The sequence below is a fragment of the Sneathiella glossodoripedis JCM 23214 genome (genome assembly GCF_000616095.1).
Classification (GTDB): domain Bacteria; phylum Pseudomonadota; class Alphaproteobacteria; order Sneathiellales; family Sneathiellaceae; genus Sneathiella; species Sneathiella glossodoripedis.
In genome coordinates this window covers 466,695-492,442 of sequence record NZ_BAMS01000001.1, presented here as the reverse complement: position 1 = coordinate 492,442, position 25,748 = coordinate 466,695, and the positions used below count along the sequence as shown (strand labels likewise).

Annotated in this window: 23 protein-coding genes and 3 pseudogenes; 13 read left to right on the top strand and 13 right to left on the bottom strand. The window is 47.5% G+C overall.

From position 1 onward, the window contains the following. Window positions 1–10: 10 nt before the first annotated feature. From JCM23214_RS02465 to JCM23214_RS23770, 7 genes and pseudogenes are all read left to right on the top strand, one after another. The gene (locus tag JCM23214_RS02465; protein WP_025897358.1) at window positions 11–259 is read left to right on the top strand and encodes a DUF6489 family protein; all 249 of its coding nucleotides are present in this window, start codon (window positions 11–13) and stop codon (window positions 257–259) included. 13 nt (window positions 260–272) lie between these two features. Then, window positions 273–1,604, top strand: a complete 1,332-nt coding sequence (gene mnmE, locus JCM23214_RS02460) for a tRNA uridine-5-carboxymethylaminomethyl(34) synthesis GTPase MnmE (RefSeq protein ID WP_037492560.1) — start codon at window positions 273–275, stop codon at window positions 1,602–1,604. Between the two features lie 106 nt (window positions 1,605–1,710). Continuing rightward, window positions 1,711–3,574 (top strand): annotated as a pseudogene (mnmG, locus tag JCM23214_RS18735) (tRNA uridine-5-carboxymethylaminomethyl(34) synthesis enzyme MnmG). A 9-nt stretch (window positions 3,575–3,583) separates the two neighbouring features. Further along, a complete protein-coding gene (gene rsmG, locus JCM23214_RS02445; protein WP_025897355.1) occupies window positions 3,584–4,189 on the top strand; it encodes a 16S rRNA (guanine(527)-N(7))-methyltransferase RsmG in 606 nt (201 codons plus the stop codon). A 13-nt stretch (window positions 4,190–4,202) separates the two neighbouring features. Then, a complete protein-coding gene (locus tag JCM23214_RS02440; RefSeq protein ID WP_025897354.1) occupies window positions 4,203–5,006 on the top strand; it encodes a ParA family protein in 804 nt (267 codons plus the stop codon). 30 nt (window positions 5,007–5,036) lie between these two features. Beyond that, window positions 5,037–5,504 carry a ParB/RepB/Spo0J family partition protein gene (locus JCM23214_RS23775; protein WP_199899233.1) on the top strand — a complete coding sequence of 156 codons (468 nt, stop codon included), beginning with the start codon at window positions 5,037–5,039 and terminating at the stop codon, window positions 5,502–5,504. Continuing rightward, window positions 5,471–5,986, top strand: coding sequence for a ParB/RepB/Spo0J family partition protein (locus tag JCM23214_RS23770; RefSeq protein ID WP_199899232.1), 516 nt, complete (start codon window positions 5,471–5,473; stop codon window positions 5,984–5,986). The genes JCM23214_RS23775 and JCM23214_RS23770 overlap by 34 nt, the downstream gene beginning before the upstream one ends. Before the next feature lie 13 nt (window positions 5,987–5,999). On the opposite strand, the gene holA is transcribed toward JCM23214_RS23770, so the two are convergent. The 4 genes from holA to JCM23214_RS02415 are packed head-to-tail and all read right to left on the bottom strand — an operon-like array spanning window position 6,000 to window position 10,674. Beyond that, window positions 6,000–7,016: a DNA polymerase III subunit delta gene (holA, locus tag JCM23214_RS02430; RefSeq protein ID WP_025897352.1), complete on the bottom strand. Its 1,017-nt coding sequence runs from the start codon at window positions 7,014–7,016 to the stop codon at window positions 6,000–6,002. A gap of 5 nt (window positions 7,017–7,021) precedes the next feature. Beyond that, window positions 7,022–7,516, bottom strand: a complete 495-nt coding sequence (gene lptE / locus JCM23214_RS02425) for an LPS assembly lipoprotein LptE (protein WP_025897351.1) — start codon at window positions 7,514–7,516, stop codon at window positions 7,022–7,024. Beyond that, window positions 7,506–10,064 (bottom strand): leucine--tRNA ligase, encoded by a 2,559-nt coding sequence (leuS, locus tag JCM23214_RS02420; RefSeq protein WP_025897350.1) that lies wholly within the window; start codon window positions 10,062–10,064, stop codon window positions 7,506–7,508. The genes lptE and leuS overlap by 11 nt, the downstream gene beginning before the upstream one ends. 52 nt (window positions 10,065–10,116) lie before the next feature. Then, entirely contained in the window at window positions 10,117–10,674 is a 558-nt protein-coding gene (locus tag JCM23214_RS02415; RefSeq protein ID WP_037492559.1) for a DUF3576 domain-containing protein, read from the bottom strand. 426 nt (window positions 10,675–11,100) lie between these two features. Here JCM23214_RS02415 and JCM23214_RS02410 point away from each other — a divergent pair, with 426 nt between their 5' ends. The 3 genes and pseudogenes from JCM23214_RS02410 (at window position 11,101) to JCM23214_RS02400 (ending at window position 13,930) form a co-directional block, all read left to right on the top strand. Beyond that, complete coding sequence (locus JCM23214_RS02410; RefSeq protein ID WP_025897347.1) at window positions 11,101–12,141, top strand: porin; 1,041 nt, start codon at window positions 11,101–11,103, stop codon at window positions 12,139–12,141. 114 nt (window positions 12,142–12,255) lie between these two features. Further along, a pseudogene (locus tag JCM23214_RS18725) lies at window positions 12,256–13,094 on the top strand (sulfotransferase domain-containing protein). After that, window positions 13,094–13,930: a sulfotransferase domain-containing protein gene (locus tag JCM23214_RS02400; RefSeq protein ID WP_025897345.1), complete on the top strand. Its 837-nt coding sequence runs from the start codon at window positions 13,094–13,096 to the stop codon at window positions 13,928–13,930. Before JCM23214_RS18725 ends, JCM23214_RS02400 begins: the two are co-directional and overlap by 1 nt. Here JCM23214_RS02400 and JCM23214_RS18720 read toward each other — a convergent pair. Beyond that, window positions 13,927–14,577 (bottom strand): thiamine phosphate synthase, encoded by a 651-nt coding sequence (locus JCM23214_RS18720; RefSeq protein ID WP_025897343.1) that lies wholly within the window; start codon window positions 14,575–14,577, stop codon window positions 13,927–13,929. The two genes, JCM23214_RS02400 and JCM23214_RS18720, sit on opposite strands and share 4 nt — an antisense overlap. A gap of 15 nt (window positions 14,578–14,592) precedes the next feature. On the opposite strand from JCM23214_RS18720, the gene JCM23214_RS02390 reads away from it, so the two are divergent. Then, window positions 14,593–15,258: a YggS family pyridoxal phosphate-dependent enzyme gene (locus tag JCM23214_RS02390; RefSeq protein WP_025897342.1), complete on the top strand. Its 666-nt coding sequence runs from the start codon at window positions 14,593–14,595 to the stop codon at window positions 15,256–15,258. Between the two features lies 1 nt (window position 15,259). Here the strand turns inward: JCM23214_RS02390 and JCM23214_RS02385 are convergent, their stop codons facing one another. Both JCM23214_RS02385 and JCM23214_RS02380 read right to left on the bottom strand, forming a co-directional pair. Beyond that, window positions 15,260–16,657, bottom strand: a complete 1,398-nt coding sequence (locus tag JCM23214_RS02385) for an MATE family efflux transporter (RefSeq protein ID WP_025897340.1) — start codon at window positions 16,655–16,657, stop codon at window positions 15,260–15,262. A gap of 91 nt (window positions 16,658–16,748) precedes the next feature. Next, complete coding sequence (locus JCM23214_RS02380; RefSeq protein ID WP_025897338.1) at window positions 16,749–17,264, bottom strand: L,D-transpeptidase family protein; 516 nt, start codon at window positions 17,262–17,264, stop codon at window positions 16,749–16,751. Window positions 17,265–17,315: 51 nt separating this feature from the next. Here JCM23214_RS02380 and JCM23214_RS02375 point away from each other — a divergent pair, with 51 nt between their 5' ends. Continuing rightward, window positions 17,316–18,224: a DMT family transporter gene (locus JCM23214_RS02375; protein WP_025897337.1), complete on the top strand. Its 909-nt coding sequence runs from the start codon at window positions 17,316–17,318 to the stop codon at window positions 18,222–18,224. On the opposite strand, the gene JCM23214_RS21945 is transcribed toward JCM23214_RS02375, so the two are convergent. Beyond that, on the bottom strand, window positions 18,221–19,159 hold the full coding sequence (locus JCM23214_RS21945; protein ID WP_025897336.1) for a superantigen-like protein SSL4: 939 nt from the start codon (window positions 19,157–19,159) through the stop codon (window positions 18,221–18,223). The two genes, JCM23214_RS02375 and JCM23214_RS21945, sit on opposite strands and share 4 nt — an antisense overlap. Before the next feature lie 139 nt (window positions 19,160–19,298). Next, window positions 19,299–20,420, bottom strand: coding sequence for a GTP cyclohydrolase II (ribA, locus tag JCM23214_RS02365; RefSeq protein ID WP_025897335.1), 1,122 nt, complete (start codon window positions 20,418–20,420; stop codon window positions 19,299–19,301). 287 nt (window positions 20,421–20,707) lie between these two features. On the opposite strand from ribA, the gene JCM23214_RS02360 reads away from it, so the two are divergent. After that, window positions 20,708–21,397, top strand: coding sequence for a response regulator transcription factor (locus JCM23214_RS02360; RefSeq protein WP_025897334.1), 690 nt, complete (start codon window positions 20,708–20,710; stop codon window positions 21,395–21,397). Here the strand turns inward: JCM23214_RS02360 and JCM23214_RS02355 are convergent. From JCM23214_RS02355 to trpB, 4 genes and pseudogenes are all read right to left on the bottom strand, one after another. Beyond that, on the bottom strand, window positions 21,394–22,659 hold the full coding sequence (locus tag JCM23214_RS02355) for a bifunctional folylpolyglutamate synthase/dihydrofolate synthase (protein ID WP_439646372.1): 1,266 nt from the start codon (window positions 22,657–22,659) through the stop codon (window positions 21,394–21,396). The two genes, JCM23214_RS02360 and JCM23214_RS02355, sit on opposite strands and share 4 nt — an antisense overlap. A gap of 43 nt (window positions 22,660–22,702) precedes the next feature. Beyond that, on the bottom strand, window positions 22,703–23,695 hold the full coding sequence (gene accD / locus JCM23214_RS02350; protein ID WP_025897331.1) for an acetyl-CoA carboxylase, carboxyltransferase subunit beta: 993 nt from the start codon (window positions 23,693–23,695) through the stop codon (window positions 22,703–22,705). 16 nt (window positions 23,696–23,711) lie between these two features. Further along, window positions 23,712–24,523: pseudogene (gene trpA, locus JCM23214_RS18710) on the bottom strand (tryptophan synthase subunit alpha). After that, window positions 24,523–25,734: a tryptophan synthase subunit beta gene (gene trpB / locus JCM23214_RS02340; protein ID WP_025897330.1), complete on the bottom strand. Its 1,212-nt coding sequence runs from the start codon at window positions 25,732–25,734 to the stop codon at window positions 24,523–24,525. The pseudogene trpA and the gene trpB overlap by 1 nt, the downstream one beginning before the upstream one ends. Window positions 25,735–25,748: the final 14 nt, after the last annotated feature.

Sequence of the window (25,748 nt, the reverse complement as noted above, 5' to 3'; positions counted from 1 at the left end):
GAATGCATCCATGAAGATTAATCTTGATATTGAGTGTACACCAGAAGAAGCAAGGAAATTTTTTGGACTTCCGGATGTGGAACCCATGCAACAGGCGTTAATGGCTGAAATCCAGAAAAAAATGATGGAAAATATTAATAACCTGGATGCAGAAAATATGATGAAAAACTGGCTGCCTGCGAGTATGAAAGGGTTTGACCAGATGCAGAACATGTTCTGGAATTCTTTTACTCAAGATAAGTCTGACAAAAAAGACTAGGCACCGTACATTGATGGATACCATTTTCGCAACCGCCAGCGGTAGAGGCCGGGCAGGGATTTGTGTTATACGCATTTCCGGACCGCAGGCGTTGAGCGCACTTGATAAACTGACAGATAAGCCAAGACCCGCTAACAGGATGGCATCCGTGCGGGATATTTACTCATGTGATAGGTCGTTTCTCATTGATGAGGCACTTGTTATTCCTTTTAAAGGTCCGGGTAGCTTTACAGGCGAAGATGTTCTGGAAATACATTTGCATGGGGGCCCGGCCATTGTTGCTTCTTTGATGGAGGAACTTTCAAAACTGGACGGTTTTCGAATTGCCGAGCCGGGTGAATTTACTCGCCGGGCTTTTGAACACGGTCGTTTGGATTTGACTGAAGCAGAAGGGATCGGGGATCTGGTGAATGCGGAAACTCACGCACAACATCAGCAGGCCCTTCGTCAAATGCGCGGATCATTGGGTGCAATTTATACCAAATGGCGAGAAGAGCTGATTGCCAGTCTCGCCCATCTGGAGGCGGATATTGATTTTCCCGACGAAGACTTGCCGGAGGGGGTAGCGGGCGCTATCGCTCCTAAAATAGTAGTTCTTCGGGAGGAAATTGAAAAACATCTAGCGGATGGGCATCGGGGAGAGAAAATACGCGAGGGCTTGGATGTTGTTATTCTAGGCGCGCCAAATGTTGGAAAATCCAGCCTGCTGAATAAACTTGCTCGTAAAGAAGCGGCAATTGTTTCTGATCAGGCGGGGACCACCCGTGACATTGTGGAAGTGCATCTGGATCTTGCGGGATACCCGGTAACTATCGCTGATACAGCTGGAATTCGCGAAGCAACCGATCAGATAGAGCAGGAGGGAGTGCGTCGCGCGCGGGCGCGAGCTGAGGCTGCGGATATTCTCATCTTCATGACGGACGCGGCTGACGGGGTTGATGCTGCTATTGAATTTCCAGATCTTGCCAGCTCTAGCTCTTACCGTTTGTATAATAAGGCAGATAAAACCAGCCTGTCCAAGGACATTGAGGTATCTGGTAACCCGCGTGAGTTTGTACTGTCGGTAAAAACAGGTGAGGGGTTGGATTCCTTTCTGAACCAACTGGAAAAAGATGTTGTCTCGAAGCTGGATGTTTCCGGTGCACCTTCCCTGACACGGGTCCGCCACCGTCAGGCGTTGGAGGATTGTGTTCAATCACTAAATCGTTTTGAGCTGGCGGGGGACCCGGAACTAGCGGCTGAGGATGTGCGGCTGGCGGTGCGGGCTTTAGGGCGAATCACAGGGCGCGTGGATGTTGAAGATATTCTGGACGTTGTCTTCGGTGATTTTTGTATCGGAAAATAGCGGATCAATCGTGTGTTTCACGTGAAACACTGACAATAAGAACTCCATTTTTCACCAACTGTATTATTGCTTTGACTTTTTCTTTTCTATTCATAAATTGGCGCTCATGACTGTATATGACGTAATTGTAATTGGCGGAGGACACGCAGGCTGTGAAGCGGCCGCGGCATCTGCACGCATGGGTGCTAATACCCTCCTTCTCACTCATAAGCTGGATACAATTGGCGCGATGTCCTGTAATCCCGCAATTGGTGGTTTGGGTAAAGGCCATCTGGTTCGAGAGATTGATGCTCTGGACGGTGTGATGGGTCGTGTGGCTGATGCGGCTGGTATACAGTTTCGATTGCTGAATCGGCGTAAGGGACCTGCAGTAAGGGGACCTCGTGCTCAGTCGGATCGAAAATTGTACAAGGCAGCCATGCAGGACATTCTTGGCAATCAGGAAAACCTGACGATCAAAGCCGGTGCCGTTGAAGATCTGATCGTAGAGCAAGGTGAGGTTGTCGGTGTTGTGACTGGCGATGGAACAGTCATCAAATGCGCTAAGGTTATCCTGACAACGGGTACATTTTTGCGTGGCCTGATCCATATGGGCGAGACTAAAATTCCGGCAGGTCGGATAGGGGATGATCCGTCGAACGGACTTTCCGTTACTTTGGAGCGGGCTGGTTTTGAATTGGGACGCCTTAAAACTGGAACTCCGGCTCGACTGGATGGGAAAACCATAAACTGGTCAGTTCTGGAAGAACAACCCGGTGATGAAGAACCTGTTCCGTTTTCTTTCCTGACGAAGGAAATCACCACACCACAGATCCCCTGTCATATTACATATACAACTGAAGCCACTCATCAGGTGATCCGTGACAATTTACATCGGGCCCCAATGTATTCTGGTGATATTACAGGAACTGGCCCAAGATACTGCCCCTCGATAGAGGACAAGGTAGTTCGTTTCGCAGACAAAACGAGCCATCAGATCTTTCTGGAGCCTGAAGGGTTGGATGTTGACACGATCTATCCGAACGGAATGTCAACATCTTTGCCAGCTGATGTTCAGGTAGAATTTTTAAGGTCTATTCCAGGCCTTGAAAAAGTAGAGTTTTATCAAGCTGGCTATGCCATTGAGTATGATTTTGTGGATCCGAGAGAGCTTCGCCATACACTTGAGACCCGTAAACTCAAAAACCTTTATCTGGCAGGCCAGATAAACGGAACAACCGGATATGAAGAAGCGGCTGCACAGGGCCTGCTTGCCGGAATTAATGCAGCGCGAGCTGCAGGAGGAGAGGGCGCCTTCATTCTGGATCGGGCGGATGTATATGGGTGTAATGATCGATGATCTGGTTACCCGCGGGACGAAGGAGCCTTATCGCATGTTTACCTCTCGTGCTGAGTATCGTTTGATCCTACGTGCGGATAATGCAGATGCGCGCCTTACTGGACTTGGGATCGAAATTGGCTGTGTTGGACAAGAAAGAAAACGTGCCTTTGATCAGAAACAGGCTGATTTGACTCGTGCCAGAGAGCTGTTTGATAGCTTGGATATGACACCGAATGAAGCCAGGTCCAAAGGATTGAATGTAAATCAGGATGGTGTTCGGCGTTCTGCATCTGACCTTTTGGCTTATCCAGATATCGGTCTTACAGAAATTGCTGCCATATGGCCGGAAACAGAATCTTTTTCCAAGGAAATTCTCGAACAGATCGCAATTGACGCCCAATATAAAGGGTATCTGGATCGTCAGAAAGCCGACATCAGAGAATTCCGAAAAGATGAAGCCCTGATTTTGCCAGCGGACATTGATTACGAAAAAATTGGTGGGTTGTCGAGTGAGGTAACCCAAAAGCTAAAAGATACTCGTCCAGACACTTTAGGGCAGGCGGCCCGTATTTCAGGTGTTACGCCCGCTGCACTCACCGCTTTGCTATCTTATGTGAAGCGCGGGGACCACCGGAAAGTGGCAGGATAACCTATTAATATGCAGGAACAGGAATTCCAATCCCTTACCGGTGTTTCACGTGAAACACTGGATAAACTAAGAATTTATGTCGAGCTTCTCAAGAAGTGGCAACGGGCTATAAATCTGGTTAGTAAATCTACTCTTCCTCATGTGTGGGAGAGGCATATTCTTGATAGTTTTCAGATATTAAAATATGCGCCGCAAGATAAGGGTACATGGGTTGATCTTGGTAGTGGGGCCGGTTTCCCGGCCCTAGTGGTTGCTATGGCATCAGATTATGACGTGCATGTCATCGAAAGTGACCTCAGAAAATGCCAGTTCATGCGAGAAGTTTCACGTGAAACATCGACCAAAATCACAGTTCATACTAAAAGAATTGAAGCAATTGACCCTTTTAATGCTGATATAATTTCTGCAAGAGCGCTTGCATCTCTTGAAAAATTGCTGGAATTGGCGCATCCGTTTGCGACTGAAAAAACAACCTTTTTGTTTTTAAAGGGACAAGATGTAGATGCGGAATTGACCAAAGCCGCAAAATGTTGGAGAATGACCCCAGTTAAGCATACAAGTCTATCCAGTTCTGAGGGCTGCGTCCTGCAATTGAAGGATGTCCGCCCGCTATAGGTGAGGGGGCATCATGGAAGAGCTTCGCATTGTTGGATCATCAAGAATTTTAGCCATAGCAAATCAAAAAGGTGGAGTTGGTAAGACAACAACAGCCATTAATCTGGCGACAGCTTTGGCTGCTGTCGGTAAATCTGTTTTGATTGTTGATATTGATCCACAGGGAAATGCAAGCACTGGACTTGGGGTTGACCGATTTAATCGCGAGAAAAACGTATATGATGTGATCATGGGCCATATTCCTATGGCTGATGCGGTCTGCGAGAGTGTTATTCCTAATCTGGACCTGGTTCCTTCGACACCTGATTTAACAGGTGCCGAGCTTGAGCTGATTGAAATGGACCGAAGAAGCCACAGGCTGGTAGAAGCGCTTGCGCCAATCAAAGGGAATTATGATTATATTCTGTTTGACTGCCCGCCGTCGCTCAATCTACTGACTTTAAATGCCCTTGTTGCTGTGCAGTCTGTCATCGTGCCGCTTCAATGCGAATTTTTTGCGCTTGAAGGATTGAGTTTGTTAATCAAAACCATCGAACGGGTTCGGACAACATTAAATCCTTCCTTGGAAATTCAGGGTGTTGTGCTGACTATGTTCGACAAGCGAAACAAGCTTTCCGATCAGGTTGCTCAAGATGTAAGAGAATATTTAGGTGATAAAGTTTATCAGACTGTAATCCCCAGAAATGTTAGGGTTTCAGAGGCTCCCAGCCATGGTAAGCCTGCATTGATTTATGATCATCGTTGCGCTGGAAGCCAAGCCTATATTAAATTGGCAAGTGAGGTCATTCGGCGTGAAAAACGCCAGTTTGCTGCCTGATGCAAGTCTGCTACTAACGGTTAAACGAAAATGTCTGACGATACTGGAAAAAAGAAACTGGGACGGGGCCTGTCTGCTCTTCTTGGGGATGATGTTGCCGCCGATTATTCGGAACTGGATCGGGTCAGAACCTCCAAGGAGGTTCCAATAGACCAACTACATCCAAGTCCTTTTCAGCCGCGTCAGCTTTGGGATCAGGAAGCGTTGGAAAGTCTTGCTGATTCAATTGCGGATAAAGGTGTTTTGCAACCAATTCTGGTTCGTCGCGATCCCAGTGGCAATGGATCTTATCAGATAATTGCGGGAGAACGCCGTTGGCGGGCCGCACAGATTGCTCAACTTCATGAAGTTCCTGTCATTATTAAAGATCTGAGCGATACGGATAGTCTTGAAATTGCGATTATCGAGAATATTCAGCGTGAGGATTTGTCTCCCATAGAAGAGCTGAAGGGTATCGCCGGCTCATGGATGAATATTCTTACACACAGGATCAATTAGCAAAACAACTTGGTAAGAGTCGATCACATATTGCAAATACACTAAGGTTGCTCGCGCTACCGGAAACGGTCAAAGGTTTGGTAAGCTCGGGAGCAATTAGTGCAGGTGCTGGCCGCGCCATCCTGATGTCGGATAATCCCGATAAACTGGCTCGCCGTGTTTTGATTGATGGTCTTTCAGTTCGAGAAATTGAGAAAATTGTCTCTAAAAAACCCTCAAATAGAGCGCCCTCAGCGCCCCGCAGTACGAAGGATCAGGATGCGCTCGCTCTAGAACAGGATTTATCAGCGGCAATTGGGATGAAAGTTTCGATTTCTCATGATAAATCAAAGGGTTGCGGCCAAATATCGATTGCCTATGATCACATCGATCAATTGGATGAAATATGTCGTCGTATCTCTCGTCAAGTTACAGAGCAAGAAGAAGAAGAGGATGCTTTTGAAGGAAGTATCCAATCTGCTCTTGATGAAGACTTCCATTAAATCAATAGCTTAGCTAACGCCGGTTAGCCATGGCTACCCTTAGGAGGGCACGCCTGCAGAAAGTTTCGGCGGGCATTCCCGTTTTTTTACATTCAATTTCAGCTTGCAGGATGATGTCCAGGCATTGTGCAAAATGAGCCGCCGTTTTACGGCCGATTTGAGCAAGTGCTTTCTGCTGATTAAAAGGAGCAATACCTGCTTTTTTTACAGCTATATTAGCGGGTGTGCCTTTTGAAATAAAAGCTGCGGCTTTGTGGAGTTGTTTGAGCTGATTTTGGGCAAGGCGAAGAAAAGTAATAGCTGATTCCCCAGCGAAGAATGCTTTATCAATGGCATATTCAAGTTTGGGCAGGTCACCAAACAAAGTTGCATCTATGACATCAAAAACGCTTTCAGCAGAGTTATCTCCGACGATTGATTTAACTTCCTGAAGGGTGAGGGGTGAGGTGTCGTTGCCTTTGTATTGCTGAAGCTTTTCAAGCTCTTGTCGGGAGATTGCCCTGTCACTTCCCAGACTTGATTTCAGATACTCCAGCACGTCGGTGGGTACGGGAATATTTGCGCCGCCCAGAATTTCATTGATTAGAGACAGAATATCCTGTGATTTGTCACGGTAGCAGGCAATTATCGCACCAAAATTCAGCGAATTTACTGCCTTTACCAGAGCGGCTGTTTTTTTTAGGTCTCCAGCTTCACATATGAGGAGCGTATTGGAAAAATCTGCGTCCAGTACATTTGTGATCAGTTTTGCATGTGCATTAGATACATTTCTCAAGCGGACGACGCGTTCACCGCCCATCATGGAAATGGCTTCTATCTCATCACGAAGCCTTGCGGGATCATCACTTAAGGATGTTGCATCCAGTTCGCTATAGCAAAAAGGGTCATCAAGGGAAGCAACAGCGGTTAGCGCAATTTTTTTGCCATATTCCCGAACAAGTCCTTCATCCTGACCGTAAATTAAAAACACTCGTCGTGTTTTATCTGGTGTATTGAAAAAAGCTTTAATTTGACCAGAACGAAATTCCATAGGAATTACCGGGAAAAATATACAGACAACTGCCGGTGGATTTCTTCGGATAAAACTATGGCAGATCGTTTTTGAGCATTTTTTTCAGCTGCTAGGTTAGCGAAGTCTGAATCAACAATATTAAAAGACGCAATTGCTTGTGCAGATCCTTGATAAACTATATTTTTTCCGGTGGAGTCCAGTAGTTGGTAGTTAGCTCTCAGCGTCAGGTTATTACGGTTGGAACTGTTGCTCCGATCGATAGCAAGATTTTCTTTTTCCTCACGAATTCTGACCTGAAGTTGATATGCTGCGTTTGAAGGAAGGCTTCTGGGGCTGACTTTATCTAGCAGATGATTACGGACAATTTGTCCAACGCGCCCGTCGATTGGCAATATATAGGTTTGATCAAGAGCATAGGTAACTTTAGCATTCTCTGTCTGGCGGCCATAGAGCGGCTGAAAGCCACATGCAGCAACCAGAAAGAGAATACCAAATAAAGCCAGTGTTCTATATAACAATGTTTACAATCCTGTTGGGGACTACAATAACTTTGCGAATTGTGGCATCGCCGATAAATCTTTTTACATTTTCTTCGGCGAGAGCCATGGCTTCGACTTTAGCCTTGTCTTCATCCTTGGGAACTTCAATAGTGCCACGCAATTTTCCTTTTACCTGAACAGCGATTGTCACAGTATCATCGACTGTAAGTTCATCGATGACGGTTGGCCAAGGGCTGTCTGCAAGGATTTCCGTGTGACCCAGTAATTCCCATAATTCTTCAGCAAGGTGCGGCATCATTGGTCCCACAATTGAAACCATGACTTCCATCGCTTCTCTGAGGGCCCAGGCTCCGTCTTCACCGGTACTGCGAAACTCAGAGAGAGTCTTCATAAATTCGTAAATACGGGCAATTGCCGTATTAAAATGAAGCTTTTCTATGCTGTCTGTAACCGAGGCTAGGGTCTTATGCGTTTCGCGGCGGAGCGCTAGTGCTTCGCCAGAGAATTCAGTCGGTTCGTCAGCATTTAAATCCGCTGCATTTTCCAGGTTTTCATGGATAAATTTATAGAGGCGCTGTTTGAAGCGCCACGCACCGGTAGCGCCAGCATCCGTCCATTCCATATCGCGGTCAGGTGGACTGTCAGAGAGAACAAACCAGCGGGCCGCATCTGCACCAAATTTGTCTATTATTTCAGCAGGATCGACCACGTTCTTTTTGGACTTGGACATCTTTTCGACGCCGCCAATAATCACTTTTTCCCCTGTTTCAATATGAACCGGCTCGCCCGCATCATTGGTAATTACATCCTGAGGGAAAAGCCATTCACCGGATTGGCTTTTATATGTTTCGTGGGTGACCATTCCTTGCGTAAAGAGGCCTGCAAAAGGTTCTTCAAAATCAACTGCGCCCGTAACTTTCATCGCACGGGAGAAAAAGCGGGAATACAGAAGATGCAGAATCGCATGTTCAATTCCGCCAATATACTGATCTACGGGGAGCCAGTAGTCGACATCTTCACGGCTTACAGCTTCGTCGGCACGGGGAGAGCAGAAACGGGCAAAATACCAGGAACTATCAACAAAGGTATCCATGGTATCGGTTTCGCGAACAGCGTCAGCACCGCAAGATGGGCATTTCGTCTGTTTCCATGTGGGGTGATGATCCAGAGGATTGCCGGGTTTGTCGAAGGTTACATCCTCCGGTAATTCTATGGGCAAATTCTCCGCTTTTTCCGGAACGGTCCCGCATTTGTCACAGTGAACAACTGGAATGGGGCAGCCCCAATAACGCTGCCGGGAAAGGCCCCAGTCACGTAGTCGATAGTTAATTGTTTCGGATCCCAAACCAAGTTCTTCAAGCTTTGAAATTGCTGCTTTTTTCGCTTCTTCAACCTCAAGATCGTTTAAAAAGTCAGAATTGATAATCTTGCCCGGACCAATATATGGTTCTGTTTCAAGCGGCCCTTCCTCACCGCCGGGGCCGGCGACTACACGGGAAATTTCCAACTTGTATTTTGTGGCAAAGTCAAAATCACGCTGATCATGGCCGGGACAGCCAAAAATTGCACCAGTTCCATATTCCATCAGCACAAAATTAGCGACATAGATCGGAAGCTTTTTACCTTCTATGAAAGGATGATCTGCAAAAAGTCCGGTATCCACCCCTTTCTTTTCTGCTTTTTCAATGGCTTCCTCACTTGTACCCATGCGATGGCATTCAGCTACAAAATCAGCGATGGCCGTATTTGATTTGGCAAGTTCCTGCGTTAATGGATGGTCCGCTGCAACTGCCATAAAGCTGGCCCCATACAAGGTGTCAGGCCGTGTAGTATAAATTTCAAGATGATCACTGCGATCGCTGATTTTGAAATTTACCCGAGCACCGCTGGATTTACCGATCCAGTTTTCCTGCATCAGGCGAACCCTTTCGGGCCAGCGGTCCAATGTTTGCAACCCTTCAAGAAGTTCTTCGCTATAGTCAGAAATCCGGAACATCCATTGATTGAGTTTTCGTTTCTCAACCAGAGCGCCAGAGCGCCAGCCTTTGCCGTCAATCACCTGTTCGTTTGCAAGAACAGTCATATCCACCGGGTCCCAGTTCACCCAGCTTTCTTTTCGGTAAACCAAGCCTTTATCGAGAAAATCCAGGAACAGTTTCTGTTGTTTGCCATAATAGCCGGGATGACAAGTTGCCAGCTCCTTGCTCCAATCAAGAGAGAGGCCCATGGATTTCAGCTCTTTTCGCATGTTGGCTATATTGGCGTATGTCCATTCAGCCGGATGCACCTTTTTATCACGTGCTGCATTTTCTGCCGGCAGTCCGAAAGCATCCCAACCCATCGGGTGCAGAACATTAAAGCCGCGTGCGCGTTTGAAACGGGCAACAACATCCCCCATGGTATAGTTTCTCACATGCCCGATATGGATATTTCCGGACGGGTATGGGAACATCTCCAGCACATAATATTTTGGTTTGCTGGTGTCTGTTTTCGTTTCAAAAGTATTTCGGTTTTGCCAAGTTGACTGCCATTTGGCTTCAACTTCCCTTGCATTATAGCGGGACATTATTTACAGGACCGTTTTCTAAAAAGATTATTAACTACAATTGGTTAGTGATTTATTCGCCTTCACGTGCAATACGGAGCTCGCGGGCGCGCCTTAAAATGGCATTTTCCAGATTGGTAATGGTTTTGGGCGTGAGCTGAACTGGCACCCAATTATTGGTGGCATCCAGATTCTGTTTGAAGGCAGAGACCCTAATGCCATCGGCGCGCAATCGGCGATCCAGAATGTAAACGGTTACTTTAAACCGTTCGCCCGGACTTTCTGCAGGTGAATACCAGTCGGTAATGATCACACCGCCAAATGGGTCAGCGGAGCTTAAGGGCATAAAAGATAATGTATCCAGAGATGCCCGCCATAAATAGCTGTTGACACCTATACCGCCACCGCCTTCACCATCTTTAAGTGATTTGCTTCCACCAAACAGACCGCCTTCTCCAAATATTGTTTCACGCTCCTTTGGGCGACCATCTGGGAAAACCTGCCCAGAGGGTCCAGATTCGGGAAAGGCAGAGTCTGTTCCAAGGTTACTGCCACAAGCAGTGAGAGCAAGTAGCCCTGCAATACTGGCAATTACGCTAATTGTCGTGCGACTGAAAATTCGCAAAATCATTCCGAAAATCCCTTTGGATCTAAGTCATCTGAAGAAACGCTGTAAGCAAAGCGTTCTTTAACGGTGAACCTCAATTTTGCGCCAGTCTAATGCAGGTTCAGTTGTACGACAACAACTGAAACGGTGTGATTTTTGGAAATCCGATATTTAACGACTGTTTCTACTAAATATAGGGGGATTAGATGATTTTATTACAGCTTGTAGTGTGAAATATCGATTTGCCGAAATGGTTATCTATACAACGGGTCGAACAGGTTGTGACTTTTTGAGCACAGTGTTTCCAAAAGAGGAAAAAGCCCACCGTTCAAGCGCTTGACCATTTGGGGTAATAGGCCTTTAACTTCACATGGCTAACAAGGCCACTGTGCCTTGCGTCGTTTATTTCAAATCTATTTCTCTAGCTTTCATGAGCAGAGGGGAGACAAAATGAAAAAAGTAATCTTGGGCACAACAGCTTTGGTAGCTGCAAGTGCACTCACAGCGGGTACTGCTTCTGCTGCTGAAAAAATTAAACTCGGTCTTGGTGGTTACCTGCAGACTTCTTTCGTTGCTGCGTCTTACGACACAGGCGATCAGCTTTCAAATGACATCCGTCACGAAGGCGAAGTTTTCTTCATGGGTTCCACAACACTGGACAACGGTTTGACATTCGGTGTCAACATCCAGTTGGAAGCACGTGAATCAGGCGACCAGGTCGACGAAACTTACATGTATGTTGATGGTTCTTTCGGTCGTATCCTGATGGGTTCTGAAAACTCTTCATCATACCTGATGCACTATGCATCTCCATCACCAGTTCCTGCATGGGGCTTGGCATCACCAAATGCAAACGCATCTGGTTTCACAACTCCGTCTACATACACAAACGACATCAGCGACTCTGACAAGCTGACATACTTCACACCACGCTTTGGTGGTTTCCAGTTTGGTGTGTCTTACACTCCAGATGGTGACAGCGAAACAGCTGGTGCTAAAGTTTACTCTGACATCGAAGATGAAGGTGCAACAGACGAGGCATACTCACTCGGTGCAAACTTCAACCACAAATTCGGTTCAGTAGGCTTCAAAGCTTCTTTGGGTTGGGAACACTCAGAAAGCACAACAGCTGAAGACCAAGACGAATACTCAGCTGGTGTTGGTCTCGATGTAGCTGGTTTCTCAATCGGTGCTGCATACAAACTGACAGACAACGATGGAAACGTAGATGACGAAGAACGTCATGACTACAACATTGGTCTGACTTACGGTCAGGGTCCATGGAAAGTTGGTATCCAGTATGCTGGTGTAACTCTTGACGATGCATCAGATGGACAACTGGACGCAATCGTTGTTGGCGGTCAATACACACTCGGCCCAGGAATCACTGCATTTGGTGGTGTTCAGTTCTGGGATGCTGAAGACGATCTAGTTGTCGGTGGCAACGAAGATTCAACAGTCTTCTTCCTGGGTACTTCCCTGTCCTTCTAATTTGAAGGTACAGTTAGTCCGCAAGGATTTGAAAGGGGTGGCTTCGGCCACCCCTTTTTTGTTGAACTGCCTATAAATTCACCTAGATTACGGAGAGTTAAAAGGGAGTTTGAAATGGGCGGAATTATCTGGCTGGCGTCTTATCCTAAATCGGGAAACACATGGGTGCGGTCATTTCTTCAAAATTTGATCACAAACCCGACAGGTATCGTTCATATTAATGAGTTGTCCCAATTTGCTTATGGGGATGGCCAGAAATTCTGGTATGAACAGGCAGCTGGTGGTTCACTGGAGGGAATGAGTCCTGAAGAGGTCATGAAACTTACCCCAAAAGCGCAGGAGGTAATGGCCCGCTCTCGCCCGCAATCCGTATTTGTGAAAACACACAATAGGCTGGGATATAATTTTGGGGTGCCTTTTATTACGGCTGAAGTCACTGCCGGTGCCATTCACATTATCAGAGATCCGCGGGACGTTTGTGTCAGCCTAGCCCATCACTTTGGATTTTCAATCGATGAAGCCATCGATTTCATGAACAATCCTGATGCTCAGACCCCTGAAGATGCCTATAAACTCGCGCAGTTTTATGGGAGTTGGTCAAATCACACAAATAGTTGGAAGAAGTTCAATCCGCAATATATCCATCGCGTGAGGTATGAAGATTTACTCCATAAGCCGGAGTTGCGTTTGCAGGGATCACAAAGTTTCTGGGGCTAAAGCCTCCTAAAAAAGTGCTCGCCAAGGCGATTAAGGCGTCGTCTTTCAAGGTATTGCAAAGCCAGGAAAAGAAAGATGGTTTTCTCGAAAGATCCAACAAAACTGACATGTTTTTCAGATCGGGTAAGGCAGGGGGTTGGAAAGAGCAGCTAACAGACACGCAGGTGAATAAACTGGTTGAAGCCCATAGGGAACTTATGGAGGAATTTGGGTATCTGAAAGGGGTTAAGAGTTAATGGGGGCCATAGTGTGGTTGGCATCTTATCCCAAATCTGGAAACACTTGGGTACGGATGCTGTTGAACAACTATTTTCTTGGTGATGTTAAACGCCAGAATTTGAACAGTCTCGATCTGACGACCTTTGGCGGCTCAAGCATGAGTTCCTATAGGGCAATCACCAAAAAAGATGTTGAAGCCCTTTCTGACGATGAAGTCATGCAACTCACGCCAGCAGCACATCGCTATATCGCCAGCTTGCGCCCCGAAGTCACCTTCGTGAAAACACATAATTTGCTTTCTACCAATTTTGGGATACCGCTTATAACAGCGGATGTTACTAAAGCAGGGCTTTATGTTGTTCGCAACCCTTTGGATACTGTAATTTCAGTAGCCGATCATTTCGGGTTGGATATTGACCGGGCTATCAAATTTATGAACAACCGAAGTGGTAGTACTGCACCCAACGAGACCATGGTAAGACAGATTTTCAGTTCATGGTCGATGAATGTCGCAAGTTGGACTACACAGCCACCTTTTCCGGTCTGGACAATTAGATATGAAGATTTGCATAGTTCACCGGAGAGAACAATGCGCAATGCTTTACAGTTTTTGGGTGCAGAAATTGACCGCAAAAAGCTGGTACAGGCGATTAAACAATCCTCTTTTAAATCCTTAAAATCAATGGAGAAAAAGGACGGGTTTGTGGAGCGGTCCCGGCATAGTAAAGCTTTTTTTAGAAGTGGAAAAACGGATCAGTGGAAGAGTAAGCTGACGGCGGCACAAATCAGGCAGATCGTTGATGCCAACCGTCAGCAAATGCAACGTTTCAACTACATCCCTGATGGATATTAAGGTAAATCTCTTTCAAAAAGTGAAATTCCGGCGAAGCCAGCAAAGCCTGAAAATGCCAGTTGGTTGAAATGTTTTTGCCCAATGCCGCCCAGTGCATAGACTGGAATTGAAAGGGTATTAAGCCATCTGGTGGGCCGAATGGTGCCTAGCGTGGCCGCACCGGGGTGGCTTTTGGTCGGGTAGATCGGGGAGAGGAAGGCAAAATCGGCTCCCAGTCGATCTGCCGTTTTTAGACCGAGATATTGGTGGCAAGCGGCGCTTATCAAAAGATTTGGATAACGGTGTTTTAACAAGGGAAGTTGCCTTAGTTGCCATTGCGGTAGGTGCAGGGCGTCAGCTTTTAAGTGGCAAGCGAGTCTGGCGTCACTGGCAACACTCAGAAACCGTTGATCTTTTTGGCAAATATGGGCGATTTTCTCACCAATTTCAGCGCGATTTTTAGTGTCATAATGACGAAAGATTACTCCCACATTTGGGGGTAGATCTGCTATTGTTTCGATAGCGGAATGAGTTCTGTTTTGATCAGTAAAATAAAAGGCATCTGGTAACTGCATGACCTGTTTTAGCACTGGGCGCAAAAAAAGCTCAAAGGGTTTTTCCTTCAGGACGGTTTCTGCTATGCCATAGGAATTGAGTTTCTGCAGCACACAGGATCAGGATCAATGACAGATGTCTCGGCTAATTTGGCCAATGTTCAGGAAAAAATCAAAAAACGTGCCTTAAAATGGGGGCAAGACCCTGACAAGGTCAAGTTGATAGCGGTTTCCAAACAACAGCCGCTTGAGCGGGTCGAGGCGGCTTTGCAAGCGGGACATCGCGTATTTGGTGAAAACCGCGTTCAGGAAGCTCAAAGCAAATGGCCTGATTTTCGAAGTCAATATCCCGATATTGAACTGCACTTAATTGGCCCCCTGCAAAGCAACAAGTCGGCGCAGGCGGTTGCGTTGTTTGATGTTATCCAGACAGTGGACCGTCCTAAAATCGCTAAAACCCTTGCGGAGGAAATGCGAAAAGCAGACCGCCAGATCCCTGTCTACATTCAGGTGAATATTGGCGGAGAACCCCAAAAGGCAGGTGTTGCTATTGAAGATGCTGACGCATTTATTGAGCAATGCAGAAAGGAATATGGGCTGCAGGTTGAGGGTTTGATGTGTATTCCCCCGTTGGAGGAGCAGCCAGCGCCGTTTTTTGCTCTTCTTTCAAAAATTGCCAAACGCAATGGACTGGAAAAACTGTCTATGGGAATGAGCGGTGATTACGAATATGCAGTTCAGTTTGGAGCGACCTCTGTACGGGTTGGCTCTGCCATATTTGGAGAGCGCGGTTAAGCTAGCTCTGCTGTGGCCGCCCTGCCATCCAATCCGCCAAATTTCCCTGCCGCTTTAAAATTCGTCCAACGACCAAAACGGTTAAAATCAGCGCGGCGACTTCAGTTATGGGGGCAGCATACCAAATTCCGACCTCACCAAAAAAGGAAGGCAAAAACAGGATCAAGGGCAAGCTGATCAGATAGACTTTCGTCAGGCCCAAAAGAGCCGCCCGGCGAGCATCACCAACTGACTGGAAAAAGCCCGGAAACATAAGTAAGGGGCCAAAGAGCAAATACAGAGCCGCAATATAGGGAAGAATACGGGCTGTTTCCTGTTGAACAGCGACACTGTCAACGAAAAGCGCCGCGATTTGTCCTGGAAAGGCAATCATGATGAATTGTAAGGTTGTGCAATAGAGAAATGCCACGCACATGGAGAATTTCAGGCCAGCAGTGGCCCGATCCCATTTTTGGGCCCCAAAATTGTTTCCAACGATAGCCTGCTGTGCCATTGTCATCCCTAGAATTGGCATATATCCGAAAGACAGAATGCGGGTGATAATGCCATAAGCTGCAACTGTGACTTCGTATGTGTCAGCATTCCAGGTCTGAATTTGGTAAATGGTCGCACCCGTGATCGCAGAAACACCCACATAGGTCAGGCTGGTTGGTGCGCCAAGCGCCAGATATTGTCCCCAGTTAAGGGTGAGTTTAAAGAATCCGGCAAACCGGAAGCGGGCGGTATCGCGGCGGAGATAAAGATAGGCTAATACCAGAATAGCAGCTGTCCCTTGGGCTAGGGCGGTGCCATATGCAGATCCGGCAACACCCATATCTAGTTCCACGATCAACAGGTAATTGAAGATCATGTTAAAGATATTGGCCGAGATAGCCATCAGGCTCATGAAGGCTAGGTGGCCTTGACATCGCAGGCTATCAGATAGCAGGGCAATAATAAAAAACAACGGACTGAAATATATGGTCAGGGAAAAATAGGTGTCACCCATCTGTGCAAGAGATACTGATCCATTGGCAATCTGTTCGACAACCTGAAATCCCCAAATTTCATAAAGCCCGACCAACAAGGCGCATATGAAAACCGAGAGGACAGCCGCACTGGACATGGATTGTTCACCCAGTTCCTTTTTTCCGGCACCGTAATAACGGGCAAAAACACTTGAAAACCCGCTGGAGACAAGTGTTCCAAGCGCAATCAGCATCATAAACAGGGGGAAAACCATGGTAACGGCGGAAAGAGCCTCTGGCCCCACATAGCGCCCGATAAACCAACCATCTACAACCGTATACAGGCCATTGCTAAAGGTCACCAGAATGATAGGCCCCGCCGTTTTTGCATACAGAGATGCGAGAGGGGTTGTCAGATACACGTTGGTGGAGTTCGATTGGGCGTCAGACATCAAAGTAGGGTCAGTTGCTAGGGGATTATATAAGGTACGAAGATGGCTAGAGTAAATACACGCAGCGCCAATGGCTAGAAAAAAAGCCGTTTTAATCACCCGCATTAATTTCAATTAAAGTATCCTTGTCCAAACTTGTAAGGACAATTAGTAAGTCTTGTATAGACAGGGCGATACATCCTTCTGTGCCTTCGTATTCATCTTTGGCGACATGCATGAAAATACAACTTCCCTTGCCAGGGACAGGTGGGTCGTCATTATATCCAAGAACAACGATGACATCGTACAAATGATCTTCTCTCCAGAGGGTTTCATGTCTGGCCGTAAAGGGGCGCTGGATTTTTTGATTATAGCTGGGGTGCGCTGGGTCATCACACCAGCCATCCTGTTGTTGAATTTGATAGCAGGGAAGGAAGGTTTCAGGCTTTTTGACCCTGTCCGGGCGATAATAAACTTCACGTAATGGGAAGCATCCCAACGGGCTGGCATGATCCCCTTCTTTTTTATCAGCGGTAACACCCGCTTTTCCAAGGGCGCAGGGGAAAAGTTTTCCTGCCATTTCCAATTGGCCTAAATGGCCGTCGGTTGCTTTTACTTGAATATACATATGAACGGTGTATTCCTGTTTGATCACTCTGTCATATAAAAAGTCCCCATAATGTCCAACAAACCTCAAACATTAGATTTTTTGGCACTCTTATCATTGTCATTAATGTGGAGTTCCAGCTTTCTATTTATCAAGTTTGCCGTTGAAACATTGCCGCCGCAATCGGTTGCTGCGGGTCGTATCTTGATCGCTGCAATCGTCTTATATGTGGTGATGCGCCTCAGCGGTGCGAGGTTACCAGCAGATCGCAGGAGTTGGATATTTTTTCTGATTTTGGGCGTATTTGGTAACGTGCTGCCCTTTAATATGATCAGTTGGGCGCAACTTACGGTCGATAGCTCTATAGCGGCTATTCTGATCGGAACAGCACCATTAATCGGATTTGTGCTGGGTCATCTTCTGACAGAGGATGAAAAGCTTACCACTGAGAGGGTGGTCGGCGTAACAATCGGTTTTGGTGGTCTTGTGGTTTTGATAGGGCCTAACGCCATATTGGAGCTTGGAAATAATGTGATAAGTCAGCTTGCTATTGTCGCCGGCGCTGCCTGTTATGTCGCCTGTGGTTTTGTTGCGCGTAATATGCCAGATATGGACGCCTTTTCCAGAGCGGCTGGCGTACTGATCGTTGCGAGCATGATCGCTGTACCCATCTGTCTGTTTGTAGATCAGCCCTGGACCTTGTCACCAAGTCAGGAATCGCTGGGAGCACTTGTTGTTCTGGGAGTGTTTCCGACCGCGATTGCGACGGTAGTATTGTATTTCGTGATTATGCGGGTTGGAGCAACATTTGTGGCCCTCAATAATTATCTGAACCCGATGCTGGGGATTTTGTGGGGATATCTGTTTGCAAGTGAGATACCAAGTGTTCAGACCTATATTGGGCTTGCACTGATTTTAGGGGGAATGGTGATCACCCAGATCAAATTCCCCAAGCTTGTAAAAAAACGCAGAGAGACCTAGCGCAACGTGACGGTGAGGCCAAATTGGTCGGTCTGTGATGTTAGGTTCGCTAAATTTGAATTCCGTATTGCGTTTGTGGTGATTTCACCAGGATTGCCAGGAGATGCGCGCCCAACCTGATCAGGCTCGCTGGTCTGAGCTTTTGTATCAACAGTTGTAGCTCTTGCAGCAGGAGCTTGATTGAAAGCACCCAGTATGCGGGCCAACTGTTCGGGTGTTAGGTTTTCACCTTGTGCAGCGCGGATATTATCAATGTTTTTGTGCAGGTTAGGAGGCTGGGTTTTCCACTCCAGTCCCATCATCAGTGGCGGTTGTGCGGGTGATTTTTCTTGGTTAGATGATCTGCTTTGAACTGGCGTTGATGCTGAATTTGGGGCTGATGCCTGCGGTTTTGGCTCGAGGACTGTGGGCTTTGGAGCGTTAAAGCTTGCCGGGATTATTTGAGGCGTTGATGTTGGGGTAACTGCGGGTGTGGGTGATTGCGGCGCGGATGATGTTGTAGCTAGCATCGTCTCATCAGGTATTTCCTCGCCGCTTACCAAGGCTGCAACATGCCCACCAATATCCTTGCCGGTTTCCACTTCGATGACTGTATTGACCACGGAGGCCGCCAATCCCACGCCACCACCGAATATCCCACCACCGATAATACGGGCGCCCGGATTTAACTGATCGCCTGTGATTTCCCGGTACAACGTCGAAATGACGGGAATATGTTGAAGAGGGTTTATGATATCGAGGAAATCATCAAAGCCAAAGCCATCCTCACCAAAAAGGTTTATGTCTTTTTGCGCGGTTTCCTGCCCAGATGTCTCAGCCGAAGCTTCTGCGTTTATTTGAGATGATCGAGCGCCAGGATACTGTACCGTTGCGCCGCCTTCTACATGCTGGTCCATATAGGCATAGTGGTTTTGAGTAGCGATACCGACTGACATATAAAATCTCCTTCGCTAAAAAGTAAGCAAGGTTCATGCCAGTTAAGCAGCTTGGTTTTATGCGCCTTTCACCACTATTTTCTTTTGCTTGTCGGTGTCAGCTGGGCAAATTTTACCAGATATGGGAAAGGCTATCCCTTTACAGATAATGCCCGCTTTTTTTCCGCTTGGTGGCCAGATATAGCTCGTTATGCGTGTTGGAGGGAAATTTATGTGAAACCCGCTCGGTAACTTCGATGCCGCACCGGGTCATTCCTTCAATTTTTTCCGGATTGTTGGTCATGAGTCGGACGCTTGAAAATCCCATATGCCGGAGCATTTCCGCAGCAGGCCTGAAGACACGTTCATCGGCATCAAATCCTAAACGTTCATTAGCATCGATGGTATCAAATCCATCACTTTGCAGTTTATATGCCCGTAATTTGTTGATCAGGCCGATGCCTCGCCCTTCTTGCGCCAAGTATAACAGTACACCCCCGCCTTCATCAGCAATGGCTTTTATGGCACCGCGCAGTTGTTCACCGCAGTCGCATTTCAAGGAGCCGACAAGATCACCGGTAAAGCATTCCGAATGCAGACGCGCCAGAACAGGTTCGTGTCTTGGTGGGTCACCAATGATAATCGCGAGATGCTCAATGCCCCCATCCATGGGCCGAAAGGCTTGAATTTTGGTGTTTTCTGAAGCCTGCAAAGGGACCTTGGCAATGGCGACCGGTTTTAACTCGGCAGCCGCGTCATCATCATAGGTGAGGATTTCATCGGCAGTGACACTCAACAAGTCTTCGTTTTGTTTCAGGCTTTCAACATTCGCTGGATCAATTTCACAGAATAGTACGGATGGCAGGAGCCGACCCAGCTTGGCCATTTTAATCGCGGCAGTCACTGTTTTAGGGGTCGATGATTTGATGCGATTAAAAGGCCCCCTGAACGGTTGGTCCAGATCATGGGTCGCATCAGCAAGAGCGCGCAATAAGTCTGTTTTCATCCAATCGGCGATTTCGACCTGAATGGTTTCATCCCCTGTAGGCAGAATGTGTAACACGTTCGCGCGATGCGCTGTAAGCGCGAGAATAGCCGAAGTTTGCGCGAGGCTTTCCATTCTGAGTTTAGCGTCTTCAAACGCCATTTCAGTTGAGAGAGCCAGAACTGCGCTATCTGGGGCCTGCACAATAACACATAAGGCACGGCGTAAGTCGGCAATGGCACGATCCACATTGCGAAGCGACAGGTTTTTCTCTGTAGGTGAATAGGGGTTCTTCATAGATACAAGGCCCGATTACGGAGGTGTTTTTATATGTTTTTAGCAGGCATACACTGTTTTGACTATCTGTAATCATACAGTATTGTTATTTTATAACAATTTTTTCCTCAAATGGTGTTTGTTTAGGTGTAAAGCGGACAAAAGTGCTCTCATTTGATAAAATCTGCGTGAGGTGTGAGCGTGGTACTGTGAATTTCACTTGATAACAGGTAAAGAAATTCAATCTATGCAGAGTTATTGGAAATTTTTCCAAGAAGGTTTGCTTACGGGGTTGTTGGGAGAAAGCCATGTCAGGATCAAAAAAAATTCTTTTGGTAGATGATGACGAGAGCCTGCGCGAAACATTGGCAGAGCAGCTCGATCTTCATGAGGAGTTTGAAACTGTTCAGGCCGGAACAGCAAGCGAGGGAATGGAGCTGATTAAATCCGGTCATTTTGATCTGATTTTACTGGACGTAGGTCTGCCTGACATGGATGGCCGTGAAGCTTGCAAGATTATTCGGCGAAACGGCTCAAGGGCTCCTATCATCATGTTAACTGCGCAGGACAGTGACAGCGACCAGATCCTTGGGCTGGAATCTGGTGCGAATGATTATGTTTCCAAACCATTTCGGATTGGTGTCCTTCTGGCACGAATTCGCGCCCAGCTCCGCCAGCATGAACAAAGCGAGGACGCCGTGTTCGCCATCGGGCCCTACAGTTTTCAGCCCGCCAAAAAACTGCTCCTCAACGAAATCAAGGACGAGAAAATTCGCCTTACCGAAAAGGAAACCTCAATACTGAAATATCTCTATCGGGCAGGGCAGAAGGTTGTCTCCCGCGATATTCTGTTGAATGAGGTTTGGGGGTATAATGCGGGAGTTACAACGCATACGCTGGAGACACATATTTACCGGCTCCGTCAGAAAATTGAGGAAGACCCTTCGTCTGCGGCTATTCTGGTTACAGAAACGGGTGGATACCGTCTCGCTCCTTAAGAATTGGTGCGCAAAACATGGCCCGCAAGATACAGGCTGCCAGCGATTAACAATCTGCAAGACTTCCTAACCAGATAGGGCATCAGCATATCAACGGCTTCTTCGACGGTAGGGGCTGTGATGCAGTCTATTCCGGCGGCACGACCCTCCTTTGCCAGCGCTTCTGCGGGAGTTGAGGCATCTTCGCCAGGGATGGGAACCATTACCGCTTTTTGAACGAAAGTCTGCATATGGCGGAAATAGGTTAGCTGATCTTTGGTAGAGAGCATACCGGCAATAAGATAGGTTGGGCGGTCATCCTCTTTTTCCCACTCGTTAAAGCAGGCTGCGATTTGTGCGCCGGCCGCAGCGTTGTGCCCCCCATCAAGCCAAATTTCAACAGAAGATGGAACTCGCCGGACCAGATTTCCCTTGGTCAGTGGTTGCATACGGGCGGGCCAGGTTACTGAACTCAGGCCCTTTTCTAAATGTTCCGGTGTGATTGTGAATTCGTCCAGAGTTTCCAGTACGGCCAGAGCTGTTGCTGCGTTGGGCACCTGATGAAGACCGTGAAGCGCTGGTGCGGGGTAGGTTCCTGACAGGAATTTTCCTTCATACTGCCAGTGGGTGTTGCCGGTGCGGTGGCATGACCAATCTTCCGAAAAGGTAAAAGGTTCAATTTTCAGCCGAGCGGCGACTTTTTTGAGTTCTTTCAGAGGAATTTCAGATTGAGGGCCAATGACAAGCGGGCTACCTTGTTTGATTATGCCCGCTTTTTCCCGAGCAATACCACCTAGATCACTCCCTAGAAACTGTTCATGATCATGGCTGACAGGTGTGATTGCGACGGCTGCAGGCTGATCAACCACATTTGTTGCATCCAGCCGGCCCCCAAGACCAGTTTCCAGAAGTAGAATATCTGCTGGTGTTTCAGCAAATGCCTTGAAAGCAGCCGCTGTTGTTATTTCAAAATATGTAATCGCCTCAGAACCGTTTACGGCTTCACAATGCTCAAGAAATTCTGATAGTTTCTGCTCCGAAATAATCTCTCCTGCAAGGACAATCCGTTCAGCAAAACTGACAAGATGCGGAGAGGTGTAGACATGTACGCGATAGCCTGCAGCTTCGAGGATAGCGCGCAAATAAGCCAGTAAGGAGCCTTTGCCATTTGTTCCGGCTACATGAACAACAGGTGGCAATTTACGTTCCGGATGGCCCAGCTTTTCAAGGATCTCATGCATACGATCCAGCGACAGGTCGATAACCTTGGGGTGAAGCGCCATCAGGCGCTTCAGGATCGCGTCACTCTTAAGCTCGTGCAAGGAATTACCCTTTGGCTTCAGGTTCAGTTGTTGTTGGTTTAGCTGGGGATTTTTTAGCCTTGTCATCCACCTTTGCTACAGCTGGTTTTTCTGCCGTAGCTTGGGGCGAAGGTTTGGCTTTTTTGGCAGGTTTTTTATCAGCTTCCCTGAATTTGTTGGTCGTTAAGTCAACGATCCGCGCAAGAGTTTCTCTCATCTGATGGCGATGCACCACCATGTCCAGCATACCTTTATCAAGCAGAAACTCTGCGCGTTGGAAACCCTCTGGCAGTTTTTCACGGATCGTCTCTTCGATGACGCGAGGGCCAGCAAAGCAGATTAGAGCGCCGGGCTCAGCAATCTGAATATCACCGAGCATGGCATAAGAAGCTGTAACACCACCTGTTGTCGGGTCTGTGAGGACCACAATAAATGGCAAACGGGCTTCTTTCAGCCGTTGGATGGCCACCGTTGTGCGCGGCATCTGCATGAGGGAAAGAATCCCTTCTTGCATGCGGGCACCACCGGCCGCAGCGAACAGAATTAAGGGTGCTTTTTGCAATATTGCAAGCTTTGCAGCGGCAATAATGGCTTCACCAACAGCCATACCCAAAGATCCGCCCATAAAGTTGAAGTTTTGAACAGCAACAACAGCTGCATTTCCAGCAAGCTTGCCATGGGCTACGACCATAGCGTCGCGATCACCGGATTTGTTTCGAGCGTCTTTCAGACGATCCAGATATTTTTTGGAATCCCGGAATTTGAGTGGGTCAACCTGTACTTCTGGCAGTTCGATGACGTCATAGCGAGCGTCGTCAAACAGTGCATTAAAGCGGTCCTTGGGTCCGATACGCATGTGGTGTTCACAATGGCTGCAGACATTCTGATTAGCAGCTAACTCACTGTGAAACAGCATTTGGCCGCATTCTGGGCATTTCACCCACAAATTATCTGGTGTATCTGCCGCTTTAGTCAGGTTGCGGATTTTTGGAAGAACTTTATTGGTCAGCCAGTTCATAAGGGATTCCTGTTTCCTATTTTGAAACGCTCTGCACACCTGCAGAGATTTCAGAGGCTAGTGTATGTACAGCTTTGACGGCTTCTGCGTCTGAAGTGGCGTTTGCAATGCACTCTACAAGAGCACTTCCGACGACAGCACCATCTGCGATTTTAGCGATTTCAGCAGCCTGTGCACCGCTTCGTATACCAAAACCAACAGCAATGGGAAGATCCGTTGCCGCTTTAATTCTTTCAAGGGCCACAGCCACATCCTCAGGTTTTGGGGCTGCAGCACCGGTCGTTCCCGCGATGGAAACATAATACAGAAAACCGGAGCTGTTTTTCAATACGGATGGCAAGCGTTTGTCATCTGTTGTAGCGTCGCAAGCCTTATAAAATTAAGACCAGCAGCCTGCGCAGGCAAGCATAGCTCGTTGTCTTCTTCGGAGGGCAGATCAACTACGATGAGGCCATCGATACCGGCGTCTTTCGCATCTTTGAGAAACGCATCAACACCATAGCTGTAAATCGGATTATAATACCCCATGAGAATAATCGGGGTATCGTCATTTTCGCGCCGAAAATTGCGAATTGATTCCAGCGTTGATCTGAGTGTGGTTCCTGATGCGAGTGCCCGTAGGCCGGCCTGTTGAATGGCAGGTCCGTCTGCCATCGGATCTGTAAAAGGCATTCCGATTTCGATGACATCTGCGCCTGCGGCTGGAAGGCCACTGATTATCTTTTCGAACGTTTCCCTGTTGGGATCCCCGGCCATGACAAAAGTAACAAAGGCTGCCCGGCCTTCAGCTTTCAGGGCCGCAAAGCGACGATCAATACGGGTTTGCATTAGAGTTCCACTCCCAGAGCGTCAGCAACTGTAAAAATATCCTTGTCCCCACGACCAGACAGATTGACCACGATGATATGATCCTTGGGCAAGGATGGTGCGTAATGTTTCAGATAAGCGAGGGCATGACTGGATTCCAGCGCCGGAATGATGCCTTCAAGCTTGCAGCACAACTGGAACGCTTCCAGTGCTTCTTCGTCGGTTGCGCTAACATAGTCAACCCGGCCTACATCATTAAGCCATGCATGTTCAGGGCCAATGCCGGGATAATCCAGTCCTGCGGAAATGGAATGGGCTTCGATAATCTGGCCGTCACCATCTTGTAGAAGATATGTTCTGTTTCCGTGGAGGACACCAGGACGTCCTCCCTTTAGGGATGCAGCATGTTTATCTGTATCCAACCCATGGCCCGCGGCTTCCACTCCTACGATTTTGATATTTTCGTCATCAAGGAAAGGATGAAAAAGACCCATTGCGTTGGAGCCACCCCCAATACATGCCAGCAGGGTGTCTGGAAGGCGGCCTTCAGCTTTCATAATTTGTGCGCGAACTTCGTCACCTATCACATTCTGGAAATCGCGAACTAAAGTGGGGTATGGGTGAGGTCCGGCAACAGTTCCAATGATATAAAAGGTATCATCGACATTGGTAACCCAGTCGCGAAGCGCTTCGTTCATTGCATCTTTGAGGGTTCGCGATCCCGAAGTAACAGGTTTTACCTCAGCGCCCATCAATTTCATGCGAAACACGTTGGGCTTTTGCCGTTCTATGTCAGTTTCGCCCATATAGATTGTGCAGGGCAGGCCAAAACGGGCCGCAACTGTTGCTGTAGCAACGCCATGCTGACCCGCACCGGTTTCTGCAATGATGCGCTTTTTACCCATCCGAAGGGCGAGAAGGATTTGTCCCATACAGTTGTTGATTTTGTGAGCACCGGTATGGTTCAAATCTTCGCGTTTCAGATAAATTTTAGCACCGCCAAAATGTTCGGTCAGACGCTCTGCAAAATACAGGGGACTTTCTCGGCCAACATAATGCTTTAACAGGCCGTCGAGCTGGCGGGAGAAGTCCGGATCCTTTTTTGCGTCTTCATAGGCTTCGTCCAGCTCAAGAATAAGCGGCATCAGGGTTTCGGCCACGAACTGACCGCCGAAAATCCCAAAATGTCCGGTATCATCCGGACCTGAACGGTATGTATTTAACTGCGTCATCGGTTTTCCAATTC

Bases quoted from the DNA above. Each gene is read 5' to 3' on its own strand.
- JCM23214_RS02390 (WP_025897342.1), top strand. From the start codon at position 14,593: ATGACAGATGTCTCGGCTAATTTGGCCAATGTTCAGGAAAAAATCAAA.
- JCM23214_RS02355 (WP_439646372.1), bottom strand. From the start codon at position 22,659: ATGGCGCTTCACCCCAAGGTTATCGACCTGTCGCTGGATCGTATGCAT.
- JCM23214_RS02440 (WP_025897354.1), top strand. From the start codon at position 4,203: ATGGAAGAGCTTCGCATTGTTGGATCATCAAGAATTTTAGCCATAGCA.
- JCM23214_RS02465 (WP_025897358.1), top strand. From the start codon at position 11: ATGAAGATTAATCTTGATATTGAGTGTACACCAGAAGAAGCAAGGAAA.
- JCM23214_RS02410 (WP_025897347.1), top strand. From the start codon at position 11,101: ATGAAAAAAGTAATCTTGGGCACAACAGCTTTGGTAGCTGCAAGTGCA.
- JCM23214_RS21945 (WP_025897336.1), bottom strand. From the start codon at position 19,159: ATGTCAGTCGGTATCGCTACTCAAAACCACTATGCCTATATGGACCAG.
- accD (WP_025897331.1), bottom strand. From the start codon at position 23,695: ATGAACTGGCTGACCAATAAAGTTCTTCCAAAAATCCGCAACCTGACT.
- leuS (WP_025897350.1), bottom strand. From the start codon at position 10,064: ATGTCCCGCTATAATGCAAGGGAAGTTGAAGCCAAATGGCAGTCAACT.
- JCM23214_RS02375 (WP_025897337.1), top strand. From the start codon at position 17,316: ATGTCCAACAAACCTCAAACATTAGATTTTTTGGCACTCTTATCATTG.
- JCM23214_RS02400 (WP_025897345.1), top strand. From the start codon at position 13,094: ATGGGGGCCATAGTGTGGTTGGCATCTTATCCCAAATCTGGAAACACT.
- JCM23214_RS23770 (WP_199899232.1), top strand. From the start codon at position 5,471: ATGGATGAATATTCTTACACACAGGATCAATTAGCAAAACAACTTGGT.
- JCM23214_RS23775 (WP_199899233.1), top strand. From the start codon at position 5,037: ATGTCTGACGATACTGGAAAAAAGAAACTGGGACGGGGCCTGTCTGCT.
- JCM23214_RS02380 (WP_025897338.1), bottom strand. From the start codon at position 17,264: ATGTATATTCAAGTAAAAGCAACCGACGGCCATTTAGGCCAATTGGAA.
- JCM23214_RS02415 (WP_037492559.1), bottom strand. From the start codon at position 10,674: ATGATTTTGCGAATTTTCAGTCGCACGACAATTAGCGTAATTGCCAGT.
- rsmG (WP_025897355.1), top strand. From the start codon at position 3,584: ATGCAGGAACAGGAATTCCAATCCCTTACCGGTGTTTCACGTGAAACA.
- ribA (WP_025897335.1), bottom strand. From the start codon at position 20,420: ATGAAGAACCCCTATTCACCTACAGAGAAAAACCTGTCGCTTCGCAAT.
- mnmE (WP_037492560.1), top strand. From the start codon at position 273: ATGGATACCATTTTCGCAACCGCCAGCGGTAGAGGCCGGGCAGGGATT.
- trpB (WP_025897330.1), bottom strand. From the start codon at position 25,734: ATGACGCAGTTAAATACATACCGTTCAGGTCCGGATGATACCGGACAT.
- JCM23214_RS02360 (WP_025897334.1), top strand. From the start codon at position 20,708: ATGTCAGGATCAAAAAAAATTCTTTTGGTAGATGATGACGAGAGCCTG.
- holA (WP_025897352.1), bottom strand. From the start codon at position 7,016: ATGGAATTTCGTTCTGGTCAAATTAAAGCTTTTTTCAATACACCAGAT.
- JCM23214_RS02385 (WP_025897340.1), bottom strand. From the start codon at position 16,657: ATGTCTGACGCCCAATCGAACTCCACCAACGTGTATCTGACAACCCCT.